This is a genomic window from Streptomyces sp. NPDC007983, from assembly GCF_042958345.1.
Lineage (GTDB): Bacteria > Actinomycetota > Actinomycetes > Streptomycetales > Streptomycetaceae > Streptomyces.
In genome coordinates this window covers 35,498-54,869 of sequence record NZ_JBIBJI010000019.1, presented here as the reverse complement: position 1 = coordinate 54,869, position 19,372 = coordinate 35,498, and the positions used below count along the sequence as shown (strand labels likewise).

General features: G+C 72.1%; 18 protein-coding genes and 1 pseudogene. 7 read left to right on the top strand and 12 right to left on the bottom strand.

All coding sequences use genetic code 11. The features are described from left to right. Positions 1-3: 3 nt before the first annotated feature. The 4 genes from ACFZCY_RS37345 (at position 4) to ACFZCY_RS37330 (ending at position 5,133) form a co-directional block, all read left to right on the top strand. Complete coding sequence (locus ACFZCY_RS37345) at positions 4-1,143, top strand: 5-(carboxyamino)imidazole ribonucleotide synthase (protein ID WP_391183809.1); 1,140 nt, start codon at positions 4-6, stop codon at positions 1,141-1,143. Then, positions 1,140-1,673, top strand: coding sequence for a 5-(carboxyamino)imidazole ribonucleotide mutase (gene purE / locus ACFZCY_RS37340; RefSeq protein WP_391183806.1), 534 nt, complete (start codon positions 1,140-1,142; stop codon positions 1,671-1,673). The genes ACFZCY_RS37345 and purE overlap by 4 nt, the downstream gene beginning before the upstream one ends. 671 nt (positions 1,674-2,344) lie before the next feature. After that, entirely contained in the window at positions 2,345-3,544 is a 1,200-nt protein-coding gene (locus ACFZCY_RS37335) for a membrane dipeptidase (protein ID WP_391183802.1), read from the top strand. 161 nt (positions 3,545-3,705) lie between these two features. Beyond that, a complete protein-coding gene (locus tag ACFZCY_RS37330) occupies positions 3,706-5,133 on the top strand; it encodes an alkaline phosphatase family protein (protein ID WP_391183800.1) in 1,428 nt (475 codons plus the stop codon). Positions 5,134-5,198: 65 nt separating this feature from the next. Here ACFZCY_RS37330 and ACFZCY_RS37325 read toward each other — a convergent pair whose 3' ends face one another. The 7 genes from ACFZCY_RS37325 to ACFZCY_RS37295 form a co-directional block, all read right to left on the bottom strand. After that, a complete protein-coding gene (locus ACFZCY_RS37325; protein ID WP_391183797.1) occupies positions 5,199-5,567 on the bottom strand; it encodes a VOC family protein in 369 nt (122 codons plus the stop codon). Positions 5,568-5,645: 78 nt separating this feature from the next. Next, complete coding sequence (locus ACFZCY_RS37320) at positions 5,646-6,389, bottom strand: plastocyanin/azurin family copper-binding protein (protein ID WP_391183794.1); 744 nt, start codon at positions 6,387-6,389, stop codon at positions 5,646-5,648. Continuing rightward, positions 6,386-6,952, bottom strand: a complete 567-nt coding sequence (locus tag ACFZCY_RS37315; RefSeq protein ID WP_391183791.1) for a YceI family protein — start codon at positions 6,950-6,952, stop codon at positions 6,386-6,388. The genes ACFZCY_RS37320 and ACFZCY_RS37315 overlap by 4 nt, the downstream gene beginning before the upstream one ends. Positions 6,953-7,033: 81 nt before the next feature. Beyond that, complete coding sequence (locus tag ACFZCY_RS37310) at positions 7,034-8,146, bottom strand: plastocyanin/azurin family copper-binding protein (RefSeq protein WP_391183788.1); 1,113 nt, start codon at positions 8,144-8,146, stop codon at positions 7,034-7,036. Between the two features lie 53 nt (positions 8,147-8,199). Next, the gene (locus ACFZCY_RS37305; RefSeq protein ID WP_391183786.1) at positions 8,200-9,606 is read right to left on the bottom strand and encodes a CopD family protein; all 1,407 of its coding nucleotides are present in this window, start codon (positions 9,604-9,606) and stop codon (positions 8,200-8,202) included. Then, complete coding sequence (locus ACFZCY_RS37300; protein ID WP_391183783.1) at positions 9,543-10,262, bottom strand: hypothetical protein; 720 nt, start codon at positions 10,260-10,262, stop codon at positions 9,543-9,545. The genes ACFZCY_RS37305 and ACFZCY_RS37300 overlap by 64 nt, the downstream gene beginning before the upstream one ends. A 289-nt stretch (positions 10,263-10,551) precedes the next feature. Continuing rightward, entirely contained in the window at positions 10,552-11,892 is a 1,341-nt protein-coding gene (locus ACFZCY_RS37295) for a nucleotide sugar dehydrogenase (RefSeq protein ID WP_391183780.1), read from the bottom strand. A gap of 167 nt (positions 11,893-12,059) precedes the next feature. Here ACFZCY_RS37295 and ACFZCY_RS37290 point away from each other — a divergent pair, with 167 nt between their 5' ends. Continuing rightward, entirely contained in the window at positions 12,060-13,223 is a 1,164-nt protein-coding gene (locus ACFZCY_RS37290) for an acyl-CoA dehydrogenase family protein (protein WP_391183777.1), read from the top strand. Between the two features lie 69 nt (positions 13,224-13,292). On the opposite strand, the gene ACFZCY_RS37285 is transcribed toward ACFZCY_RS37290, so the two are convergent. Next, positions 13,293-14,039 carry a DUF6250 domain-containing protein gene (locus ACFZCY_RS37285; protein WP_391183774.1) on the bottom strand — a complete coding sequence of 249 codons (747 nt, stop codon included), beginning with the start codon at positions 14,037-14,039 and terminating at the stop codon, positions 13,293-13,295. A gap of 122 nt (positions 14,040-14,161) precedes the next feature. After that, a complete protein-coding gene (locus ACFZCY_RS37280; RefSeq protein ID WP_391183771.1) occupies positions 14,162-15,475 on the bottom strand; it encodes an LCP family protein in 1,314 nt (437 codons plus the stop codon). 107 nt (positions 15,476-15,582) lie between these two features. Here ACFZCY_RS37280 and ACFZCY_RS37275 point away from each other — a divergent pair, with 107 nt between their 5' ends. Further along, positions 15,583-16,134: a hotdog domain-containing protein gene (locus ACFZCY_RS37275; RefSeq protein ID WP_391183768.1), complete on the top strand. Its 552-nt coding sequence runs from the start codon at positions 15,583-15,585 to the stop codon at positions 16,132-16,134. 79 nt (positions 16,135-16,213) lie between these two features. Here the strand turns inward: ACFZCY_RS37275 and ACFZCY_RS37270 are convergent, their stop codons facing one another. Next, on the bottom strand, positions 16,214-16,801 hold the full coding sequence (locus ACFZCY_RS37270; RefSeq protein WP_391183766.1) for a hypothetical protein: 588 nt from the start codon (positions 16,799-16,801) through the stop codon (positions 16,214-16,216). A gap of 92 nt (positions 16,802-16,893) precedes the next feature. Further along, positions 16,894-17,355: a hypothetical protein gene (locus ACFZCY_RS37265; RefSeq protein WP_391183763.1), complete on the bottom strand. Its 462-nt coding sequence runs from the start codon at positions 17,353-17,355 to the stop codon at positions 16,894-16,896. A gap of 102 nt (positions 17,356-17,457) precedes the next feature. On the opposite strand from ACFZCY_RS37265, the pseudogene ACFZCY_RS37260 reads away from it, so the two are divergent. Next, a pseudogene (locus tag ACFZCY_RS37260) lies at positions 17,458-17,568 on the top strand (integrase); the annotation flags it as partial. A 238-nt stretch (positions 17,569-17,806) separates the two neighbouring features. Here the strand turns inward: ACFZCY_RS37260 and ACFZCY_RS37255 are convergent. Next, on the bottom strand, positions 17,807-19,246 hold the full coding sequence (locus ACFZCY_RS37255; protein WP_391183761.1) for an LCP family protein: 1,440 nt from the start codon (positions 19,244-19,246) through the stop codon (positions 17,807-17,809). Between the last annotated feature and the right edge of the window lie 126 nt (positions 19,247-19,372).

The following is a 19,372-nucleotide window of genomic DNA, read 5'->3' as shown; positions in this document are numbered from 1 at the left end:
AAGGTGACATTTCCGGTAGTCGGCATGGTCGGCGGCGGCCAGCTCGCCCGCATGACCCACGAGGCGGGTATCCCCCTCGGCATCAGGTTCAAGCTGCTCAGCGACACTCCCCAGGACTCGGCGGCCCAAGTGGTCAGCGATGTCGTCATCGGCGACTATCGCGACCTGGAAACGCTTCGTGCGTTCGCACAAGGCTGTGATGTGGTCACGTTCGACCACGAACACGTCCCGGCCGAGCATCTGCGGGCACTGGAGGCGGACGGTGTCGTCATCCGCCCCGGCGTCGAGGCCCTGCTGCACGCGCAGGACAAGGGCGTGATGCGGGAGCGGCTGCGCGCGGCCGGAGTGCCGTGCCCGCGCCACCGCATCGTGACGGACCCGGAGGACGTCGCGCGGTTCGCCGAGGAGGGTGACGGCTTCCCGGTCGTCCTCAAGACGGTGCGCGGCGGCTACGACGGCAAGGGCGTGTGGGTCGTCCGCAGTACGGAGGACGCCGCCGACCCGTTCCGGGCCGGGGTCCCCGTCCTCGCCGAGGAGCTGGTGGACTTCGCGCGCGAGCTGGCCGCCAACGTCGTGCGCTCCCCGCACGGCCAGGCCGTCGCGTACCCCGTCGTGGAGTCCATACAGGTGAACGGCGTCTGCGACACCGTCATCGCCCCCGCCCCCGATCTCTCCGAGGCCCTGTCCGCGCAGGCGCAGGAGCTGGCGCTGAAGATCGCGGCGGAGCTGGGCGTGGTCGGCCATCTCGCGGTCGAGCTGTTCGAGACCCGCGACGGCCGGATCCTCGTCAACGAACTGGCGATGCGCCCCCACAACTCCGGCCACTGGACCCAGGACGGCGCCGTCACCTCCCAGTTCGCCAACCATGTGCGCGCGGTGCTCGACCTGCCGCTCGGCGACCCGCGCACCCGGGCGCCCTGGACCGTCATGACCAACGTCCTCGGCGGCGACTACCCCGACATGTACGCGGCGTACCTCCACTGCATGGCCCGGGACCCCGCGCTGAAGATCCACATGTACGGCAAGGGCGTGAAGCCCGGCCGCAAGGTCGGCCACGTCAACACCTACGGCGACGACCTGGCCGACGTCCGCGAGCGCGGCCGCCACGCCGCCGACTACCTCCGAGGGACCATCACCGAATGAGCGCTCCTGTGCCCGCGATCGGCATCGTCATGGGCTCCGACTCCGACTGGCCGGTCATGGAAGAAGCGGCCAAGGCCCTCGACGAGTTCGAGATCCCGTACGAGGTGGACGTCGTCTCCGCGCACCGGATGCCGCGCGAGATGGTCGCGTACGGCGAGAGCGCCGCGCAGCGGGGCCTGAAGGTCATCATCGCGGGCGCCGGCGGCGCGGCCCACCTCCCGGGCATGCTCGCCTCGGTCACCCCGCTGCCGGTGATCGGGGTGCCGGTGCCGCTGAAGTACCTGGACGGCATGGACTCGCTCCTCTCCATCGTCCAGATGCCCGCGGGCGTCCCCGTCGCCACGGTCTCCATCGGCGGCGCCCGCAACGCGGGCCTCCTCGCCGCGCGCATCCTCGCCGCCCACGACGCGGAGCTGCAGGGCCGCATGCGGGAGTTCCAGGACGAGCTGAACGAACAGGCCACGGAAAAGGGCAAGCGCCTCCGCGCCAAGGTGGACGGCGCGCCGTCGTTCGGCTTCGGCCACCACTGAGCGGGCCCCGGTGGGGTGGATGAAGCCCGCCCGCCCCTCGCCGGCCCACCAGCCTTGTGAGTTGGGGCCCGCGGCCGGTTGTTGTTCCCCACCCCGCCCCTTCCCGAACCGGGGGCAAGCCCCCGGCCCCCGGGGCTGCGCTCTGGCTGGGCGCCTAGCTCGGCCTGAGGGTGGGGCCCCGGCCCCACCGGGGGCGGATTTTGTCCCCGACTCGCCCCTTCCCGAACCTGGGGGCGCCCCCGGGCTCCCGACCAGTCCTATGGTCCGGGGGCCTGTGGCTGGCGTGCGGTCTTCACCCCGCCTCTTTTCCGAACCGGGGGGCGCCCTCCGGGCTCCTGGGCCTGCCCCTCTGGCTGGGCGCCCACCGCGGCCTGAGGGGTGGGGCCCCGGGCCCGCCGTGGGCCGGGCGGGGTGGATTTAGTCCCGGCCCCGCCCCTGGCCCTTCCCGTGCCGGGGTCGGGCCGCCGGGCCCCGGGGCTGCTCCCCGGCCTGGGGGCGGCGTTTGAGGAGCGGGGTCCAGGGGCGGAGCCCTGGCGGGGGTGTGGGGGCGGAGCCCCCAAGCGGGGGGACGGGGGCTTGCCCCCGGTTCGGGAAGGGGCGGGGTGGGGGAGGGCCCGCCGCAGGCGCCCCGCACGCGTGACTTCGCCGACCACCCGTACGAAAATGCCCGGATGACCGATCACCTCGCGCACGCCCGTGACCTGCTGGCCACCCACCCCGTCGTGGACGGCCACAACGACCTCCCCTGGGCCCTGCGCGAGCAGGTCCGCTACGACCTCGACCGCCTCGACATCGCCGTCGATCAGAGCAAGCGCACCCACACCGACATCCCCCGCCTCCGCGAGGGCGGCGTCGGCGCCCAGTTCTGGTCGGTGTTCGTACGCTCGGACTTCACCGGCGACACGGCCGTCAGCGCGACCCTCGAACAGATCGACGTCGTACGCCGTTTGACCGAGCGCTACCCCGATGACCTCCGGCTGTCGCTCACGGCGGACGACATGGAGGCGGCCCGCGCCGAGGGCCGGATCGCGTCGCTCATGGGCGCCGAGGGCGGCCACAGCATCAACTGCTCACTGGCCACCCTCCGCGCCCTGTACGACCTCGGGGTGCGCTATATGACGCTCACCCACAACGACAACATCCCGTGGGCGGACTCGGCGACGGACGAGCCGAGGGCGCACGGCCTGACCCGCTTCGGCGAGGAGGTCGTCCGCGAGATGAACCGGCTCGGCATGCTCGTCGACCTGTCCCACGTGTCGGCCGACACGATGCGCGACGCGCTCCGGGTGAGCGAGGCGCCGGTGGTCTTCTCGCACTCCTCCGCCCGCGCCGTCTGCGACCATCCGCGCAACATCCCGGACGACGTCCTGGCGGCGCTGGCCGCCAACGGCGGGGTGGCGATGGCCACGTTCGTGCCGAAGTTCGTGCTGCCGGAGGCGGTCGAGTGGACGAAGGCGGCGGACGAGAACATGCGCGCGCACGGGCTGCATCCGCTGGAGCTGACGGAGGCCGCGAAGAAGGTGCAGCGCGCCTTCGAGGAGGCCCGTCCGCGCCCGATGGCAACCGCGGCCACCGTCGCCGACCACCTCGACCATATGCGCGAGGTGGCGGGCGTCGACCACATCGGCATCGGCGGCGACTTCGACGGCACCGCCTTCACCCCGTCCGGCCTGGACGACGTCGCGGGCTATCCGAACCTCATCGCGGAACTCCTGGACCGCCACTGGTCCGAGGCCGAACTCGCCAAGCTGACCTGGCACAACGCCGTCCGGGTGCTGCGCGGCGCCGAGGACGTGGCGCGCGGGCTGCGCGCGGTCCGGGGGCCGTCCATCGCGACCATCGACCAGCTGGACGGCGCCCCGGACGCCTGACCTCCGGGCACCACCCCAATGGCCCCTTTACCAGGGCTTGGTGGCTTTGCGATGTGTTGATGCATCGTTCACGTAATGCGTCTCTTCCCCGTCGCCGGCATGGCGAGAGAGTCGTCAGCGGTCTGACGATCGCTCATGCGCAAACACGGGAAAGAGGCGTTATGCCCGACTTCACCCGCCGTAGACTCCTTGGTACCGCCGCCGGTTCGCTCGGCGCGGGCGCGGCCATGACGCTCCTGCCGCCGAGCGTGCAGCAGGCGATAGCCGCCGGGCCGCCGAAGGGCGGCTCGCTCGACGACATCGAGCACGTCGTCCTGCTGATGCAGGAAAACCGCTCGTTCGACCACTACTTCGGCACCCTCAAGGGAGTGCGCGGGTTCGCCGACCCGGACGCCCTGACCCTCTCCACCGGCAAGTCGGTCTTCCACCAGCCGGACGAGGTCAACCCGGACGGCTATCTGCTCCCGTTCCGCCTGGACACCCACTCCACGAGCGCCCAGGCGATCCCGTCCACCAGCCACGCCTGGTCGGTGCAGCACGAAGCGTGGAACAGCGGCCGCATGGACAAGTGGCTCCCGGCCCACCGCAAGGCCGACGGCGAGAACGGGCCGTACGTCATGGGCTACCACACCCGTGAGGACATCCCGTTCCAGTTCGCGCTGGCCGAGGCGTTCACCGTCTGCGACAACTACTTCTGCTCGGTCTTCGGCCCCACCTGGCCCAACCGGCTGTACTGGATGACGGGCACCATCGACCCGGCCGGAGTGAAGGGCGGCCCGGTCCTGGAGAACAAGGCGCCCAAGCCGTACCGCTGGACGACCTACGCCGAGCGCCTGCAGAAGGCGGGCGTCAGCTGGAAGGTCTACCAGGAGGAGGACAACTACGGCTGCAACCTGCTGGAGGAGTTCCAGCAGTTCCAGGACGCGCGGCCGGGCGACCCGCTGTACGACCGCGGCATGGTGCACAGCCCCGCCGGGACGTTCGAGGAGGACGCCCGCAACGACCGGCTGCCGACCGTCTCCTGGATCATCCCGACCGCCGAGGTCTCCGAGCACCCGGACTACCTTCCGGCGGCCGGCGCCGACTACGTGGCCTCCAAGATCGAGGCCATCGCGTCCAACCCCGAGGTATGGCGCAAGACGGTCTTCATCCTCAACTACGACGAGAACGACGGCCTGTTCGACCACGTACCGCCGCCTACCCCGAAGGCCGGAACCGTGGACGAGTTCGTGGGCGGCCTCCCCATCGGCGGCGGCTTCCGGGTGCCCTGCCTCATCGTCTCGCCGTGGACGGTGGGCGGCTGGGCCGCGGGCGAGGCGTTCGACCACACCTCGGTGCTCCAGTTCCTGGAGCGGCTGACGGGGGTCAAGGAGCCCAACATCAGCGAGTGGCGCCGCCGTACGTTCGGCGACCTCACCTCGGCCTTCGGCTTCGGCCACGCCGCGCCGCGGCCGCCGAAGCTGCCGGACGACACGGCGGAGCAGCTGGAGAAGGCCAAGGAGGAGGTCGAGAACCTCCCCAAGCCCACCCTCCCGGGCGCCGACCAGAAGCCCCCGAAGCAGGAGAAGGGCCGCCGCCCGCGCCGCTGAGCCCCCTCTCCGCTGAACCCTCTCTCCGCTCCCACCGGCCGCCCTGACGGTGGGAGCGGGAGGTCTCAGGGGTGGATCAGGCAGAAGGGATGCCCCGCCGGGTCGGCGAAGACGCGGAAGTCCCGCTTGCCGCCGTCGTCGTCGAGGTCCAGAGGCCGCGCCCCCAGCGCCAGCACCCGCTCCTGCGCCTCCGCCATGTCGGTCACCCGCAGATCGAGGTGCAACTGCTGCGATTCCTTCGCCGACGGCCAGCTCGGCGGGACGAAACCGGGCGCCTCCTGGAAGGCCAGCCTGGCCTCGCCGGGGAGGAAGAGATCGACCCACTTCTCGCCCTCGTGCTTGAGCTCCCCGCCCAGCACCTGCTGGTAGAAGCGGGCGAGCGCGGTGGGGTCGGGGCAGTCGACGACGGTGACGGTCAGCTTGGCGATGGCCATGGCTCCTCCTCGGGTCCCGGACCGGGTTGACCGGACCGGGACCCGCCAAACAAGGGAGCCGGGCAGCGCCGCGTGCGCTCAGGAGCCGGCCGAAGTTTCCCCACCGTCCACCGCGCGGGCGGCCGCGGTGCGCGAGCCGACCAGCAGCAGACACAGCACGGACACCCCGGCGACCGCCCCGGCCAGGGCGAGCAGCGGGTCCAGGGACCGCGCCGCTTGGGTGGACACTGTGGCCTGCGGCGGCGGGGCGGCGTTCGGAGGCGCGCTCGGGGCGGCGGCCGACGGTGCCCCCGCGGCGGCGGAGGTGCTCGCCGTGGGGCTCCCCGAGGACGCGGCAGGGCTGGGACTCTTCGCCGACGATCCTGTCGCCGGGGCGCTGGTCCGTGCCGCCGCGCTCGTACGGGGCGCCGCCGGGGCCGTCGACGGAGGGGTGCCGCCGTGGGCGTGCGTCGGCGCGGCCGTGGTGGCCGGGGCGGCGGGCTTGACCACCAGGCTCCCGGTCATACCCGGGTGCACCGTGCACAGATAGCCGTAGCTTCCGGCCGCGGTGAACGTGAAGCTCCAGGTCTGGCCCTTGTCGAGCATGGGGGAGTGGATCGCGGCCGGGCCCGAGGTGGTCTTCACATCGTGCGGGGCGGTGTCCTGGTTGACCCAGGTGACCGTGTCCCCGGCGGTGATGGTGAGGGTGCGCGGTCCGAACGCGTAGCCCTTCATGACGACCCGGTGCGTGGCGGCCGACGCCTCGCCCGCGGTCAGCGGCACCAGCCCGAGCGCGAGCAGGCCCGCGGCGAGGACGGCCCGTACCGCCCGTGACCCGTTCATACGAACTCCGCGGCGACGAGCAGCCGCAGACGGCCCGCGGGCGCGGTGCGCGGGAGGGTGAAGCCGGTAGCCCGGCGCAGCGGCCGGTACGGGACCTCGGCGGCACCGATGACGAGCAGCCGGTCCTCGGCGCGCCGCGCCACGCGCAGCCGCAGGGTCGTGGCGAGCGGTACACCGCGCACCTCGAGATCACCGAAAACGTGCAGGCGTCGCCCGTCGTCGGCGGGCTCGACGGCATCGGAGCGGAAGACGAGATGCGTGTGCCGCTCGGCGTACAGCCCGTGGCGGCCGCGCAGCCGCCTGTCGCCGAACGGCCTGCCGGTGCGCAGCGAGCCGCTGGTCATCTCCAGGCGCATGGCACAGGCGGCCGGATCGGCGTTGACGGTCAGGGCGGCACCGGTCAGGGCCAGCCGCCCGCGGAGCGTGGCGAAGGGGCCGAGCCGTGCGGTGAGTTCGACGATGCCGCGGCCCGGTGCGACGGCGTACGTGCCCGGTCGCGGCAGCCAGTCCGGGCCGGTCTCGGGCGGTGGCGCGGGGGAGAGAGGCAGGGTTTCGGTGGTCATCCCGGTCTCCAGGGGAAGCGAGGGGCTAGGGTGCGAATGGCGGCGGGCCGGCCGACTGCGACTCGGCCGGCCCGCCGTCCGTCAGCAGCTGCCGGTGAGGTAGTCCTCGGTGGGCTGGAGCAGGTGCTCGGCCCAGACGGTGTGCATCTTCACGTAGCTGTCGAGGTTGAGCGCGTCCTGTATCTGCTGGCCGGGAGACTCCTCCAGGTGAGCGACCTTGACGTGCTGGAGGATGACGGACAGCGTCTTGTCGACGGTCGCGCCGCCGTCCTCGACGGCCGGGTCGAGGATGCTCTCCACCCACACGGTGTGGGTCTTGATGTACTGGTCGAGCTCCAGGGCGTCCTGTACCTGCTCGCCCGGGGAGCGCTCCAGATGGGCCGACTTCAGGTGGTGGAGGATGGGCATCAGGACCTTCCGGACGTCGGCGCACTCGCTGCCGTCGCCGCCGGACCCGTCGCCGCCGGACCCGCTGCCGGAGGAGTCCCCGCCGCTGGTGCCGCCGCCGGAGGTGCCGCCGCCCGAGGTGCCGCCGTTGTGACCGCCGCCGGTGCCCCCGGAGTGGCCTCCGCCTGTCCCGCCGGTGCCGCCGCCGGAGGTACCGCCGCCGGTGCCGCCGCCGGACGTGCCGCCGTCGCCGGTGCCGCCGCCGGACGTGCCGCCGCCGGAGGTGCCGCCGCCGGACGTACCGCCGCCGTCCGAGCCGCCGTCGTCCGCCAGGACCGTGATCGAGGCGGTCATGTCCGGGTGCACGGCGCAGTAGTACTCGTAGGTGCCGGGTGTGGTGAAGGTGTACGACCAGGAGTCGCCCTTGTTGAGCGTCCCGGAGTCGAACTTCTTCGGACCCTTGGTGGTGGTGACCGTATGAGGGGCCTCGTCCGAGTTGGTCCACTGCACCGTGTCACCGACGTGCACCGTCAGCTTCGCGGAGCCGAACTTCATGTCCTTGATGTCGACCTTGTAGTCGGCCGCCGCGGCCGGCTGCTGGGCGGCGACCGGCTGCGCCGCCTGCTGGGCGGCCGCGGGGGCCGGGGCTGCGGTCGTTCCGGAGGCCGCCGACTGGATCAGCCCCAGGCACAGCACGGCGGAACCGGCCGCGGCCAGCCCGCCCGCCAGCAGGGCCCGGTTGCCGAATCGGGAGCGGGGGCGCCGGCCCGGCTCCCGTACCGTTTGTGCGGTGTCGTTGTCGCTCATGGTCTTGCGAACTCCCTTGGATTGTCGGGGGAATGGGGGGAACAGATGCCGGTTCAGCGGCCGGGATCGGACGTGACCAGCAGACTCGTCACCGCGAGTACGACGAGGACGAGCCCCGTCTCCGCGGCCACCGAGTAGCCGAAGGGCCGCACGGAGGCGGCGTCGCCGCGCAGCAGCACGGCGATGTCGAGGCGGTTGCGCACCCACAGCCGGCTGCTCTGGGCGACCAGCAGCGTGGCGAGGAGGACCGCCACCTTGAGCAGCAGCAGCTGTCCGTACGCGGTGTGCAGCAGCGCGCCGAAGGAGCCCACCACCTGCCAGGCGAGCACCAGCCCGGCGGCGGCGATGGCGGTCACGCTCACCGCCGCCAGCGTCGAGTAGCCGGGCACGACCGCGGCCAGCTCCTCGGGGCGGCGGCGCGGCAGTACGGCCACCGCGAGCATGGCCAGCCCACCGATCCACAGGGAGACGCCGAGCAGATGCACCAGGTCGGCGGTGGCTCCCCAGCCCGGGGCGGCGCCCTCGGAGCTGTGGCCGGACATGCCCGCCGTACGCAGCAGGCCGAGGGCGACGGCCGCCGCGCCGACTCGCCAGCCGGGTGAGCGGGCGGCCCGGTCGCCGCCCTGCAGAACGGCGGCGAGGACGACCGCGGCCAGCACCCACAGCAGCCCGCGGGTGGCCAGGACGATGCCGACGTCGGTGTCGAGGATGTCCCGGTACGAGGCGGAGGTGAGCACGTCGCCGAGCCCGCCCATCGCGGCGTACGCCCCCTGGAGCCCCCACGCGGCGACGGACGACAGCAGCCCGCACAGCCAGGACGCGGCCAACAGGGCTCTGGCCCGCCGGTCGGCCGCGCCACGCGGCCACAGCAGCGCGACGAACGCCAGCCCGCCCACGAACAGGGCAAGGGAGAGGTAGCCGGCCCAGCGGGCGGTGACCAGGCCGCGGTGCACGGCGGCGGAGGGCCCGGTGGGCGCGGGCGCCGCTTGGTGGCCGCGTTCGGCGGCCCCGCCCTTGTCCGTGTCCGAACCGGCGGGAACCCGGAGGCCGATCCGTCCCGAGCTGGCGTGCCCGTCCTGTTCGTCGATCACCCGCCAGGTCAGGGTCAACCGGCCGTGCCGGGCCTCGGGCTGCTTGCGGAGGCGCGCGGTGACGCTGTCCTTACGACCATCGGCGGGCCGGCTCACCGGCAGCCGGACGCGACCCACCGTGACCCGTACCTCGTCCGGCTCCACCGGCGCGGTGAACGTGAGGGTCACGCGGCGGGGCGGTTCTCGGAGCTGGGCTCCGTCCTGGGGGCTGGAGTCGCGCAGCTCGGTGTGGGCGGAGGCGGTGGGCGCGCACAGCAGCACTGCCAGGAGCGCCAGCAGGACCGCGGGAACACCGCGGCGCGCGCTCATGATGTCCCCGGCGAGGACGAGGACGAGGATGAGGTGGCCGACGGCTCGGGAAGGCGGCACCCGCCCAGGGGATCGGCCAGTTGACCGGCCGGTTTCTCAGCTGGTTTCCCGGCCGATGGACCGGACGGTGCCTCGGACGGTGTCGCCGGTGCCTCCGACGGTGCCTCGGCACCCTGCCCGGAGAGCAGGTCGAGGACGCCGAACACGGGCGCGGTGACCTGCTTCAGCAGGGGTTCGACGAGGTGGACCGATCCGTCGGTACACGGTTCGTCGTCCCCCGGCCGGCCGTCGTCAGGAGCGGAGGGGGACGGTGAGGGGGCGGAGCCCGGCGGTTCCGGGGGGCCGTTCCCGGCGCCGTGGTCCGCTCCGCCGTCTCCCGGCGTCCCCTGGGCGTGGCCGCCGCCGTCGTCCACCGGCAGTGGGACGGACGGCGGCAGGGCGGCGGGATCGCCGGCGCCGGGGTCCTGGGCACCGGGCGCGGGCGCGGCGGGAGGTTCGGCGGACGGTGTGGGGGAGTCTTCGGGCGGGCCGGGGCTGGGCGGTGCGCCGGCGGTGGGCGGTGCGGGTGGGGTGACGGCTGCTCCGGCGTCGGCGGCGCGAGTGCCGCCGACGCCCGAGGCGTAGCCCAGGACGACCACGACGGCGCCGACGAGCGCGCCCGCCACGATCTCGTCACGATGATCCCCGGGCCAGACCGCCCTGGTGAAGAAGGGCATGGGGCCCCTTCCTGGCATGGTCCGTTCAGTGAAGAGCCATCAGTGGACAGGAGCGGGGATTCGCCTGCACTACGCGTCAGTTAAGCGCTGATTGCCGACCTCTTTTCCGGGCGGACCCCAACTGTGAGATCGGGTCATAGGCAACGACACCTCGCATCGCGCCGCGTGGAGGAATACCGCACCGCGTGCAGGGCCTGTGAAGGTGAACAGCCGTATGTGCTCGGCCCCGTCCCCAGGCGGTGGAAACCGCGAGGAGGACGGGGCCGGTAAGAGGGGAGGGAAAGGCGGACTACGCCATGGGGCGGCCCAGGGCGCGGTACGTCCAGCCGGCATCGCGCCAGTAGTCGGGGTCCAGGGCGTTGCGGCCGTCGAGGATGCGGCGCTCGGCGACCATCTCGCCCAGCCCCACCGGGTCCAGCTCGCGGAACTCGCGCCACTCGGTCAGGTGCAGCACCGCGTGGGCGCCCCGGGCCGCCTCCGGCGCGCTCGGGGCGTAGGCGAGGGTCGGGAAGAGGGCGCGGGCGTTGTCCATGCCCTTGGGGTCGAAGACGGTCACCTGGGCGCCCTGGAGCTGTATCTGCCCGGCCACGTTGAGCGCGGGGGAGTCCCGTACGTCGTCGGAGTCCGGCTTGAACGTGGCGCCCAGCACCGCCACCCGCTTGCCGAGGAAGCTGCCGCCGACCGCGTCGCGGGCCAGCTCGACCATGTGGCCGCGGCGCCGCATGTTGATCGAGTCGACCTCGCGGAGGAAGGTCAGGGCCTGGTCCGCGCCGAGTTCACCGGCGCGGGCCATGAAGGCGCGGATGTCCTTGGGCAGGCAGCCGCCGCCGAAGCCGATCCCGGCCCGCAGGAATTTCTTGCCGATCCGCTCGTCGTAGCCGATGGCCTCGGCGAGCTTGACCACATCGCCGCCCGCCGCCTCGCAGACCTCGGCCATGGCGTTGATGAACGAGATCTTCGTGGCGAGGAAGGAGTTCGCCGAGGTCTTCACCAGCTCGGCGGTCGGGAAGTCGGTCACCACGAACGGCGACCCCTCCGTGATCGGCGTGGCGTACACCTCCCGCAGCACCTTCTCCGACCGGTCGCTGGTGACCCCGACCACGATCCGGTCCGGGTGCAGCGTGTCCTCGACGGCGAAGCCCTCCCGCAGGAACTCCGGGTTCCACGCCAGTTCGGCGTCCGCACCGGCCGGGGCCAGCTCGGCGAGCCGCGCCGCGAGCCGGTCCGCGCTGCCGACCGGGACGGTGGACTTGCCGACGACCAGCACCGGGCGGTGCAGATGCGGGGCGAGCGACTCCACGGCGTTGTCGACGTGGCGCATGTCACACGCGTACTCACCGTGCTTCTGCGGGGTGTTCACGCAGATGAAGTGGACGTCGCCGAACTGCCCGGCCTCCTCGTAGGAGCTGGTGAAGCGCAGCCGGCCGGTCGCCCCCGGGACGCCCGCCACATGCCGCTTCAGCAGATCTTCCAGCCCCGGTTCGTACATGGGCACCCGGCCCTCCGAGAGCATCGCGATCTTCTCGGGCACGATGTCCAGCCCCAGCACCTCGAAGCCCAGCTCGGCCATGGCCGCGGCGTGGGTCGCGCCCAGGTAGCCGGTGCCGATCACGGTGATCTTGAGGGCCATGTGGTGCTCCAGAAGCGTCGGTCTCAGATGCGCTGCCTGAGCATAGTCGGCACCCCCGGCAGGGCTCAGCGGCCCGCTGTCGGGTAACTCACGTATACGGGCCGGGGCGGCGGCCCTAGAATTCAGTTACTTAACGGTAGTTAGCATCATAGGGGAGTGAGAAGACCTTGGCGTCCTCGGGAAACGCAGACTTCGACCTGTACCGGCCGTCCGAGGAGCACGACATGCTCCGCGATTCGGTCCGCTCACTCGCCGAGGCGAAAATAGCCCCCTTCGCGGCCGAGGTCGACGAGGAAGGCCGCTTCCCGCAGGAAGCGCTGGACTCCCTGGTCGCCAATGATCTGCACGCGGTGCACGTCCCCGAGTCGTACGGCGGCGCCGGCGCCGACGCGCTCGCGACCGTGATCGTCATCGAGGAGGTCGCCCGGGTGTGCGCCTCCTCCTCCCTGATCCCCGCGGTCAACAAGCTGGGCTCGCTGCCCGTCATCCTCTCCGGCTCCGAGGAGCTGAAGAAGCGGTACCTGGGCCCGCTCGCCAAGGGCGACGCGATGTTCTCGTACTGTCTCTCCGAGCCCGACGCGGGCTCGGACGCGGCCGGTATGAAGACCAAGGCGGTGCGCGACGGCGACTCTTTCGTCCTCAACGGCGTCAAGCGCTGGATCACCAACGCCGGGGTCTCCGACTACTACACGGTGATGGCCGTCACCGATCCCGAGAAGCGGTCCAAGGGCATCTCCGCCTTCGTCGTGGAGAAGTCCGACGAGGGCGTCTCCTTCGGCGCCCCGGAGAAGAAGCTCGGCATCAAGGGCTCCCCGACGCGCGAGGTCTACCTCGACAACGTGCGCATCCCCGCCGACCGCATGATCGGCGCCGAGGGCACCGGCTTCGCCACCGCCATGAAGACCCTCGACCACACCCGCATCACCATCGCCGCCCAGGCCCTCGGCATCGCCCAGGGCGCCCTCGACTACGCCAAGGGCTACGTCCAGGAGCGCAAGCAGTTCGGCAAGGCGATCGCCGACTTCCAGGGCATCCAGTTCATGCTCGCCGACATGGCCATGAAGATCTCGGCCGCGCGCGCCCTGACCTACCAGGCGGCCGCCGCCTCCGAGCGCGGCGACGCCGACCTCACCTACCAGGGCGCCGCCGCCAAGTGCTTCGCCTCGGACGTGGCGATGGAGGTCACCACGGACGCCGTCCAGCTCCTCGGCGGCTACGGCTACACCCGCGACTACCCGGTCGAGCGCATGATGCGCGACGCCAAGATCACCCAGATCTACGAGGGCACCAACCAGGTCCAGCGCGTCGTCATGGCGCGCAACCTGCCGTAGGGCCCGGGACCGAGGGCGGGGGCGTCGTGCGCGGCGCCCCCGCCCTCGGCATGTCCGGCCGTCCGCCGGTCAGCGGTGCGGCCGCCAGACCGAGAAGTCCGCCAGGCGGAAGTGGCTGGCGACGGTGCGGAAGCCGAACCAGCCGCTGGTGTAGGGCTCCGGGTCCCGGTAGTCGCAGAGCAGCGCGCCGTTGCTCCAGTACTGGACGGTCCGCCCGGCGGACACCAGGCGGACGCGGCACGGGGCGTTCGGGGTGAGCAGCGGCTCGGTGAGGTCGAACAGCAGGGGGCGGTTGCCCGGCTCGCCGACGTAGCGCCGCATGCGGGTGGTGGTGTTGAGGTTGGCGCCGTAGCCGACGTAGTACGTCTTCAGCAGGTCGTAATCGGCGAAGGTGCCGCTGCGTGTCGTGGCGAAGAGGTCACCGGGGGAGCGGACGTCCCGGGCGTTCCAGAACGCGTTGAGGTCGGTCACATGGTCGTTGGGGCCGCCCGCCGCGACCGGCGTGGCCGTGTACTCGATGACGTACGGGCCGGTCAGCTCGCGGGTGAACCAGACCGTCGCGCCGCCCGGTACGTCGACGTCGAGCACTCCGTGCAGGGCGCGCACCGTCCCGCCGCTCTCCAGCTCGGCGGTCCACTGGCGGGTGCCGTGGCGGAAGTCGTCGTGGGCGATCCGGGTCCATCGGCGGCGGCCCGTGGCGTCGGTGGCGGGCGCGGCGAGGGCGGCCGGTGCGGCGGCGGACGTGGCGGCCGCCGCGGCGGCGAGGGTGAGGCCGCGGAGCAGTCGTCTGCGGTCGGGGGCGGGGCGGTACGTCATCGTGGTGCGGTTCCTTCCCGGGGTGATTGAACCGTTTCAATCCGTAGCGCGGGACGAACCTAACAGACGACCGCCGCCGGGCGCTCGGGCCAGGCGGCGGTCGTCGTGCGTCGGCGTCGCGGTCAGTTACTGGAGACCGTGACCTTCTCGTCGTTCTTCAGCTCGCCCACCAGCTGCTTGACCTTGGGCATGTCCCACTGGACGGCGCTGCCCTTGGGGGTGGCGAGACCGGGGTTGGAGACGGGCATGTTCATCTGCTTGCCGTCGCCGTTGGAGACGCTCTTCATCGCGAAGAACATGTCCTTCAGGTCCCACAGGCTCATGTCCTTGTCGACGATCAGGCTGTCCAGGCCGGCGCCCATCATCGGGTAGAGCTTGAAGGGGTTCATGACCGTGCTCGGCGTCGCCGCCTTGTTGGCGAGCGCCGCCAGGAACCGCTGCTGGTTCTTGGTGCGGTCCAGGTCACCTCCGGCCAGGCCGTGGCGCTGGCGGACGAAGGCGAGCGCCTGCTGGCCGTTGAGCGTCTGCTCGCCCTTCTTGAAGTCGGCCCCGGAGAACTTGTCGTTCATGTCCTGGGGGATGTTGATGTCGACCCCGCCGACCCCGTCGACGATCTTGGCGAAGCCGTCGAAGCCGATCTCCGCGTAGTGGTCGATCTTCAGACCGGTGTTGTACTCGATGGTCCGGGTGAGCAGCTGCGGGCCTTCCGAGGAGTAGGAGGCGTTCAGCTTGTTCTGGCTCGCCGGGATCCGGTTGCCGCTCGACGAGCCGGTGAAGGCCGGGATGGTGACCCAGGAGTCACGCGGGAGGCTGACCATGGTGTTCCCGTTATCACCGACGTGGAGCAGGATCATGGAGTCGGTGCGGCGGCCCTCGGCGGAGCCGGTGTGCAGCTTCTTCTTGTCCTCCGCGGACATGCCCTCACGGCTGTCCGAACCGACGATCAGGTAATTGGTGCCCTTGCCGCCGGTCGGCCGGTCCTCCACCTTGCTGAGGTCGACCTCGCGCTTGAGCTTGCCGTCGGCCCAGAAGTAGGTGCCGATACCGACCGCGAGCAGCAGCACGACCAGGGTGACCAGGCCGATGGTTATCCGACGCCGCCAGTTCACCGGTCCGCCCCTCCGTGCGCCGCCGCCGGGACGGCCGGGACCGCCCGGCCCGCCGGGGCCGCGGCCGCCGCCGTACACCTGGCCCGTGTTGTAACCGTCGCCACCGTGGCCGCCGTACTCGTCATAGCTCGGTGAGGGCCGCGGCACGCTCCCCCGCGGCGACAGCTCCGGGGGCAGCGGCGGCTCGGCGGGCTGCTGCCCGCCGCCGCCCGGCGCCGCCCGCCGTACTTGCGGCATGGAGCGGGCCCCCTCTGGCTGGGGGCTACCGCTGCCGCGTCCGTACCGGTCGTTGCGGTCACCGGTCCAACCCTGGGGCCATTCGCTCATGCATGGCAGTGTGCCTGGTCGGACCTGCTGTCTTACAGGGCGGGTGCCGTATCGCGGCATGGCTGTTGCAGAGCTGATAAGAATCCGGTCCGCATATGGTGGACGGCATGACCAAACAGGCCCACGACGTGGATACGGACCTTCCGGGCAAGCCCACGTCCGCCTCCCGCACCACGCTGTCGCACATCATGACCGGCAACGACACCAACCTCCTCGGCACCGTCCACGGCGGCGTGATCATGAAGCTCGTCGACGACGCCGCAGGGGCGGTCGCGGGGCGGCACTCCGAGGGCCCCGCGGTCACCGCGTCGATGGACGAGATGGCCTTCCTGGAGCCGGTCCGCGTCGGCGATCTCGTCCATGTGAAGGCCCAGGTCAACTGGACCGGACGGTCCTCGATGGAGGTCGGGGTGCGGGTGCTGGCCGAGCGCTGGAACGAATCCACCCCCGCCACCCAGGTCGGCAGCGCCTATCTGGTCTTCGCCGCGGTCGACGCCGACGGCAAGCCCCGGCCCGTACCCCCGGTCATACCGGAGACCGAGCGCGACAAGCGGCGGTATCAGGAGGCCGAGATCCGCCGCACCCACCGGCTGGCCCGCCGCCGCGCGATCAAGGAGCTGCGCGCCCGGCGCGCCGCGGAGGCCCCCGAGGAGCTGTAGGGCGCGATCAGCGCCGGGGCGAGTAGGACGCGGACGCCCCCACCGAGGAGATCCCGACGGGGGCGTTTCTCGGCTGTGCTCAGGTCAGCTCGGCAGACCACTTCCCACGACCGAGGAAGGTACGGCCGTCGGGTGTGATGTCCACCCGGGCTCCGCGTACGGGCAGCTCGCCGTTGCTGAGCCAGTAGTCGCGGACCTTGTCGAGGGCGTCCCACAGTCGGCGGGGGCCGCCCTGGTGCACGGTGGGCCGCTCGGTCCCGGTCGCCGTCGCCCGGGCCCACGAGCCGTCGGCATGCGCCATGAGCGCGACGCGCTGTCCGCCGTCCTCCCGGTACTCGTGCTCGATGTCGGGCGCCTCGATGTCGAGCATGGACGCGAGGTCCCACGCGTTCGCCACGTCGACGACGGGATACGGGCCGCGGCTGACGTCGTCCCCGTCCAGTTCCGCGGCCTTGGCGAGGCGAGCGGCCACGCCGGGCGGGTAGTCGTCACCGTGACGCGCGTGCATGAACCCTGCCCGATCCCACTCGACGCGCCCGGTCGCGCCGCCCCCGTCCTCGTCCTTCTCGGCTGTGACGAGGAGAGATGTACCGGCGATCGTGGTCACCAGCCGTCCGCCGGGGCGGAGCACCCTGAGCCGGCTTGCGGGAATCGTGCGTACGGACATCGTGGCGACGATCCTGTCGAAGCTCGCGGGGTCATAGGGCAGATCCCCGGTCGCGTCGATGGTGTCGATTGTGGGAGCGACCCCGGCCTCGCTCAGCCGCTTACGGGCGATCTGGTCAGGTAGCGGTCGACATCGACGCTCGTCACCTGCTCATCGCTCAGTCGGCGAGCGGCGAGGGCGGCCCCATAGCCGCTTCCCGTGCCGACGTCGAGCAGCTGGTCGCCATCGTCGATACGCGCGTGCTGGAACATGCCCACGACCAGGCTCGGCAGGGTGGCCGAGGACCTCGGCCGACCGTGCGGCCGGTCGGTCGACGTGGCGTGGTCGGCGTGTAAGGGACCGACGCGGGTCACGAGCGACGTATTGCGGTACGCAGCAGCGAGCCAGCGATCCGGGTTGGCGGGCCCGTCGTGCAGTTCCCAGCCGTCGGCACCGCGCTTCCACCATCGGGGGATGAACAGGTGCCGTGGTGTGGCGGCGACGGCCGGCGCCCATCGGGAGTGCCGGTGTGTTGTGACGTCGGCCAGAGCGGCGGCGCAAGTGGTCCAGTTCACGCGTGGGCTCCAAGGGAGGGGGTGGGGGCGGGCGCCAAGTGCTTCGGGAGGCAAGCGGGGGTACGGGCCGGGTCGCAGTCGTTCGAATCGGCCGGGATGCAGGCGCCGGCCCGCCATCGCGACGTCCTGGCCGCTGAGCGCAAGGAACGCGCCCGCATCCGAAGCGAGAAGGGCATCCGCTGGGGCGGACGCCCCCTCGCCACCGCGGCCTGAACGACCCGGCGAACCTATGCGGTCAGAGCACTAGGTGAGCGGCTGCGGCGAGGCTCTGCCGCAGGTAGCGCTTGGCCGAGAACGATGAGGGGTGGCCTTGCCGACCCGTCTGGTGGGCAGATCGTCGGCAGGTTTCGGCCGATCGGCATCGAAGTTGCTCTGGCCGTCCGCCACATCGACCCCGCCGTCGCCGTGTACGAGGAGGTCGCAGCGGTCCAGATCCCGGCTGCCCGGGCGCCTACGGGCAGCTGACCTCGTCGCCGGTGACGGCGCCGAGGCCGGGGCGGTCCTTGCGCGGGTCCTCGGTGCGCACCGGGCGTACGTCCTTGTAGTCCGCGCCGACCGTGACCTGCATCACCCCGCCCTGCCCCGGCACCGGCTTCAGCTGCGCTCCGGGCAGCGCGGCGGCCAGGGTGCGCACCGAGCGGTCCCAGACCGGGTCGTACGTGATGAGCGTGCGCGCCACGTCCTTGGTGGCCGCGTCGGCGGGGGAGCCGGTGGTGGCGAAGCCGGTGGCGTGCAGCGCCCGGTCCGCGCGGCGGGCGAGCCCGGTCGTCCCGGTGCCGTTGAGCACGTGGACCCGGACCTGCTGCGGTGCCACGTCGACGATGGTGGCCTCGGACCGCGCGTGGTGCCGGGTCAGCGGCTGGTCCCGGCGGATGGCGTCGAACAGCCGCTTCGCCTTGGGCCGGTCCCAGTGCAGTGTGGAGCCGACGCCCTTGAGCGGCCGCCCCGGCAGGATCACCGGGACCGAGGCGAACTCGGAGGACGCCGGGGTGAGGCCGTTCATGGCCCGGCCCAGGGCCATCAGGTCCTCCGCGCCGAAGCCGTGGTCGGCACGGACCGAGCCGAGCAGGGTGGTGGCGACGGCGTTGAACCGGACCGGGTTCAGCAGGATGCCGCCCGCCGCCGTCTGGTGGAGCACCGAGGCCAGGAAGCGCTGCTGGCGCTGGATGCGGCCGAGGTCGGAGGTGCCGTCGGTGTGGCGGGAGCGGACGTACTGCAGCGCCTGGCCGCCGCCCAGGACATGGCTGCCGGCGGGCAGGTCGAGGCCGGTGTGGTCGTCCTTGAGCCGCCGGGCCGTGCACACCTTCACCCCGCCGACCATGTCGACTGTCTTCATGAAGCTGGTGAAGTCGACCTCCAGATAGTGGTCGATGTGCACGCCGGTCGCATGCTCGACGGTGCGCACGGTGAGGCTGGGCCCGCCCTCGGCGTAGGCGGCGTTGAGCCGCTGCGGATGGGCGGGGTGCCGCTTCCCGGCGCGGTCGGTGTACGCGGGGATCACGGCGTACGAGTCGCGAGGCAGGCTGACCACGGAGGCCCGGCGGCGGTCCGCCGACAGATGGACCAGGATGACCGTGTCGGTGCAGTGGCAGGGCGCCCCGCCGAGCCGGTACAGCACCTTCTCCTGCGGGGTGATCCGGTCCCGGCCGTCGGTGCCGACGACCAGGAAGTTGACCCCGCCCCCGGCGCTCTTCGGCCGGTTGTCCAGGCCGCCGAAGGCGTCCACCCGGTGGATACCGGATTCCAGCTCCTGGACCAGCAGGTGCCCGATCGCGCTGACGGCCAGCACCAGGCACGCGATGAACAGGGCGATCCGCAGACCCCAGCGGCGGCGGCGCCCGGAGCGGGGCCGGGGGCGTGGCGGGCGCGTCGATCGGGCCGGTGCACTCACCGAAGGAGACCTCCGTGAACGGGCCCGGGCGGGCGCTGGCGGGTCGGAACCGCTGTCACGGTAGGGCCATACGATGAGCACCCCGGCGCCCCACGCCGCCGGTGCCGGCCGCTGCCACCCGGGCGG